5 protein-coding genes are annotated in these 4,804 nt (G+C 63.9%); 2 read left to right on the forward strand and 3 right to left on the reverse strand.

What is annotated here, in order from left to right; translation table 11 throughout:
- The coding region (locus EOA85_RS27835) for an ATP-binding cassette domain-containing protein (RefSeq protein ID WP_127211909.1) at positions 1-285 on the reverse strand (285 nt) is incomplete at its 3' end.
- Positions 286-558: 273 nt separating this feature from the next.
- A complete protein-coding gene (locus EOA85_RS27840; protein ID WP_127211910.1) occupies positions 559-1,446 on the reverse strand; it encodes a LysR substrate-binding domain-containing protein in 888 nt (295 codons plus the stop codon).
- 76 nt (positions 1,447-1,522) lie between these two features.
- Between EOA85_RS27840 and EOA85_RS27845 the strand changes: the two genes are divergently transcribed.
- Together EOA85_RS27845 and EOA85_RS27850 are read left to right on the forward strand one after the other, a co-directional pair.
- Positions 1,523-3,118, forward strand: a complete 1,596-nt coding sequence (locus EOA85_RS27845; RefSeq protein WP_164759928.1) for an amidohydrolase — start codon at positions 1,523-1,525, stop codon at positions 3,116-3,118.
- Positions 3,119-3,140: 22 nt separating this feature from the next.
- Entirely contained in the window at positions 3,141-4,073 is a 933-nt protein-coding gene (locus EOA85_RS27850) for a dimethylarginine dimethylaminohydrolase family protein (protein WP_127211912.1), read from the forward strand.
- On the opposite strand, the gene EOA85_RS27855 is transcribed toward EOA85_RS27850, so the two are convergent.
- Positions 3,967-4,560: a GNAT family N-acetyltransferase gene (locus EOA85_RS27855; RefSeq protein WP_348627936.1), complete on the reverse strand. Its 594-nt coding sequence runs from the start codon at positions 4,558-4,560 to the stop codon at positions 3,967-3,969. The two genes, EOA85_RS27850 and EOA85_RS27855, sit on opposite strands and share 107 nt — an antisense overlap.
- Between the last annotated feature and the right edge of the window lie 244 nt (positions 4,561-4,804).

The following is a 4,804-nucleotide window of genomic DNA, read 5'->3' on the forward strand; positions in this document are numbered from 1 at the left end:
ATGCGGGAACAGCGCGTAACCCTGGAAAACCATGCCGGCCGCACGCTGTTCGGCCGGCCGCTCGGTGATGTCGACGCCGTCGCTGTAAAGGCGACCGTCGGTCGGCTGCACGAAACCGGCAAGGATCATCAGGAAGGTGGTCTTGCCCGAACCGGAAGGCCCGAGGAGGGTCAGGAACTCACCGCGGCCGATATCGAGCGTCAGATCGTCCAGTGCACGGAACGAGCCGAAGCTCTTGCCGATCCCGATTGCCTTGATCTCTGCGGCCCGGCCGGGTTGCTGCATCCTGCCTTTGTCCTCAATGCTGATTGAAATCGTAGGCAGGGCGGCGGCTCACCGCAACCGAATAGTTTTCGCCTGACCGGCAAATTTGATTCATCTATGGTGAGGTGTAGTGCCAAATCTCTCCCCTCGAGGGGGAGATGTCGCCGAAGGCGACAGAGGGGATCGCTGCGCGTGAGCGCCAACTTCCTCTTTCTTTGAAAGCCAGACCGGGCCGAGCCCAGCCGAAGCGACTCCTCTGGCCGCTCCGCGGCCATCTCCCACTCGAGGGGGAGATTAACGCTGGTTCTCCGACAGCTTCGACCGCAACCATTCACTGAATACATCCAGCACCGGGTGGCTCGCCTTGGCATGCTCTGAGACGAAGAAGTACGACCGCGGCGAACTGATCGCGATGTCGAAGGGGCGCACCAGTCGGCCTTCGCTTAGCGCCCGGCGGCTGGTCAACTCGTCGCCCATGGCGATGCCCTGGCCGGCGATCGCCGCCGAAAAGACCAGGTTCATGTCGGAAAAGAAGATGCCGCCCTCGATGTCCGGATTCTCGACCTTCGATAGCGCCAGCCACCGCGCCCAGTCCTCGGTGTCGCCGAGATGCAGCAGATTGGCGCGCAGCACGTCCGCCGGCTTGGAAAAGCCGCCGACTTTGTTGAGCAGCGTCGGGCTGCACAGCGGCGTAAACGAGATTTCGCACAATAGCTCGACCGCGCGGTTCGGCCAGTTGCCGACGCCGAAGGCGATGAAGGCGTCGGCTTCGGCATTGCTGACGTCGTCCAGCCGCCGCGGCGTCAGGATGCGCAGCGCGACATCGGGGTACATCTGCCGGAATTCGCCAATGTGAGTGCACAGGAACAGCGAGGCGAAACCCGGCGTGCAGCTGACGCTGAACGAGCCGCCGACGCCGGTGCCGGCGTGGCGAGTCACTGCGTCGCCCAGCACAGTCAGCGCCTTGCGCACGTCGCTGGCATAGCGCTGGCCGCGCGGAGTGAGCGCCACGCCCTTGCCGATGCGCTCGAGCAGATCGAAGCCGAGATCGCGTTCGAGCAGGCGAAGCTGATGGCTGACGGCGCTGCGGGTCAGATGCAGTTCGTCAGCAGCGCGCCAGACGCTGCCGTGACGGGCAAAACTGTCGAGGGCGCGCAGCGCCTGCGTCGATGGAATTCTCAAGAGGTGAACCGAATTTGCATGAGCCGGGAAAACATATCACTTTTTGGCGAGGCGCTTCACTGCTTTCTTCTCGTCCATGGAGGAACCGGTGACGAACTCGGCCCAAGCGACCGCGCTTGCCTGTCTGGATGACATCCAGCCGTCGCTGTCGGCGTGGACGCGAACGATCTTCGATTTCGGCGAGACCGCCTGGCGCGAATACCAGTCGGCCGCCTGGTATGTGGAACGTCTGAAGCACGAAGGCTTTTCTGTGGAGGAAGGCTCTGGCGGCATGCCCACCGCCTTCTGCGCCCATTGGACCAACGGCGCCGGGCCGACCATCGGCATGTATGCCGAGTATGACGCCGTACCCGGCAATTGCCAGGATGCGGCGACAGTGAGGCGTCCGCGCCCGGGCCTCGGCGAACAGGCCGGCGGCCACACCGATCCGCATTCCGGCCTCGGTATTGCCAGCCTTGGCGGGCTTTTGGCGACCAAAGCGGCGATGCAGCGGCACGGCATACCGGGCACGCTGCGCTTCACCGGCGAGCCGGCGGAGAAGGTGCGGGGATCGAAGCCGATTCATGCGGCAAAGGGCTATTATGACGGGCTTGCCGGCATGATCTCCTTTCATCCCTTCTACATGCTGCCGCTCTGCAACACGGCGCGCTGGGACACGCATTGCGGTGCCGCCCACGCGATGATCTACCGCTTTGTGTGCGACGAACCCGAAAATTGGGTTCGCGCAAGCGATGGTGCACCGATTCCGCAGGCGCATTCGGCGGTCAGGGCGCCGGGTGCCAACGACGCGCTCATGATGATGTACATGGCGTCCAAGGCGCTACGCGATTCCATGCTGCCGCATCAGGGCGGCTGGTCGATCAGCGAGGCGATCCTGACGGCGGGGCAGGCGACCGCCGACAATCTGCCGGCGGGGCTGGCCGAGATCCAGTACATGATCCGCGTGCCGACGCTTGCGATGGCCGAGCAGGTGACCGCCGTGCTCGACCGCAATGCGGAAGCCGCCGCGAAAATGAGCGGCTGCCGCCATGAGCGGCACTGGGTGTCGAAGTCGCGTCCGGGGCTGGCCAATCACGCCATGGCTGATATCGCCTATGAGGCGCTGTCGACGGTCGGGCCACCGCGCTGGGAGGAGACGGCCAAGGCGATCGCCCGCCAAATCCAGGTCAATGCCGGCGGCGCGACGACCGACGAGCCGTTCATAGCCGAGATGGAGCACCTGATTGCGCCGCAGGATGCGGAGGCGATCCTGCGCCGCGACTTGCCGCCGTCGCAGCTCAATTCGACCTCGGATGATTACACCGACATGTCATGGCACGCGCCGACGGCGCGGTTCTATGTCGCCCGCCCGGCGCTGCGTTCGCTGAACGGCCACGTCTATCCGTCCTGGGCGATGAACGCGCTGGGCGGTATTTCCGCCACGATCGATCCGATGGTCACCTGCGCGTCGAAGACGATTGCGCTGGCAGCACTTCGCCTGCTGGAAGACAAGTCCGCCCGCGATGCGGCGATAGACGAATTCGTCGCCCGCACCGGTGGCGGCATTGGCGGTAGCAATTGGCTGGCGCCACTTTGCGACTACGACCCGCCGATCCATTTCCGCTGGCCGGAATATGTCACCACCCCGCGCGGACGGGACTGGTGGATACCAAGCAACCCGCAAGCCGCGTGATCACCCAAGCGAGGAGAACTCCATGACCGTTCATGACCGCATCGTAGCAGAACCGTTTTCGTTGCAACGCCGCAATCCGGCCGGCGGCACCAAGCCCCTGACTACTTGGGGCTTCGCCAACGAGACCGATGTCTTGACCGACGTCCTGCTCGGCTCGCCCAATTTCCTGCGCCACCTCTCGACCAGCTCGCTGTCGCGCAAACATCTGCGCGAGGCGCCGTGCAACATCCAGATCGCGCAGGCTCAGCACAAGGATCTGGTCGCCGCCTATGAGCATTTCGGCGTCAACATCCACTGGCACGAGCCGACGCCGGAACTGCCGATGCAGGTCTATTCACGCGATTCCAGCGTCATGACGCCGTACGGCGTCATCATCACCGCGATGGCCAACTGGTGGCGGCGCGGCGAGAACTATGCGGCGATCCGCACCTATGAGAAGCTCGGCATCCCGATCTACGACATGGTCACCGCGGGCACTTTCGAGGGCGGCGACTTCAACGTCATCGAGGACGGCGTGGTGCTGATCGGCTGCGGTGGCGCCCGCACGCAGGAGGAGGGCGCGCGCCAGGTCCAGGCCTGGTTCGACAAGGAGGGTTGGGAAACCCGCATCGCCTTCATCGACGAATATTATGTCCATATCGACCTAATGGTGGTGCCGATCGCCGAGAAGCTGACCGCCGTCTGCCTCGCCTGCACGGAGCCGGGCATCGTCGATTGGCTGAAGGGCAAGGGCCACGAGATCATCGACGTGCCGTTCCAGGACACGATGGCACTCGGCTGCAACTTCATGTCGCTGGGCAAGGACAGGGTGATCGCGCCGACGTCCAGCCAAACGCTAATCGGCCAGCTCAAGGCACGTGGCTTCGAGGTCGCGGCGGTCGATATGAGCGAGATCTCGAAGACCGGCGGCGGCATCCATTGCATGGCGCAGGCGCTGAAGCGCGAGCCGGCCTGAGGGGCAGGTGCGAAGCCGGGTCGACAAGCGGCGCCTCATTCCAGCGTTTTGCGTAAGAAAATGCGGGCGTGACCGTCGTTGCCGAACTCACCCGGCCAAATTCGTCGTAGCCGTGCCGGAGATAGAAATCCGGAGCCTGGAAGCTGCTTGTTTCGACAACGGCACGCTTGCAGCCGCGGCTTCTCGCTTCCTCCTCGACCACCGCGAGAAGCCGTGCACCTTGCGATTTCCCGCGTACGCGCTCCGGCAGGAAAAACATGTCGAGAAACAACAACCCAAGCTCAGTCCGGCCCCAAAGGCCGCCCAATACCTCTCCCGAAGAGCTGCAAAGCTCCGCGCCGACCGGCATTCTGTCGTCGATCCCGGTCTTCTCGATATTGTAGCGGTAGAGAGAAGCGGCGGCCCGTTCCTTTGCCTCGAGGTTCGGTGCCCGGAGGTCCGGTGCATGCGTCAGCCGGACCGTCCATTCCCCGCTGTCGTTCGTCATCGCATGGCGCTCCTCCGTTGCCGCAAGATAGGGCAGAGATGGTCAACGCAAATGCCGGCTCGATCGGTGCCCGCCACTTCCATCTCTGCGTGAGATCAGCACACAACCGCTTAGATAGCGTGGTGCGAAACGCACACTTCGCCTCCATAGCCGATGTCAAGCCGAACGCCCTGTTGCCGGTGTGATCAGGTGGAGGAGGCTGATCAGGGCGACCTGCATCGCATCCGGTGCAGAGACGCAGGAG

It is taken from the genome of Mesorhizobium sp. M5C.F.Ca.IN.020.29.1.1 (genome assembly GCF_003997375.1).
GTDB lineage: Bacteria > Pseudomonadota > Alphaproteobacteria > Rhizobiales > Rhizobiaceae > Mesorhizobium > Mesorhizobium wenxiniae.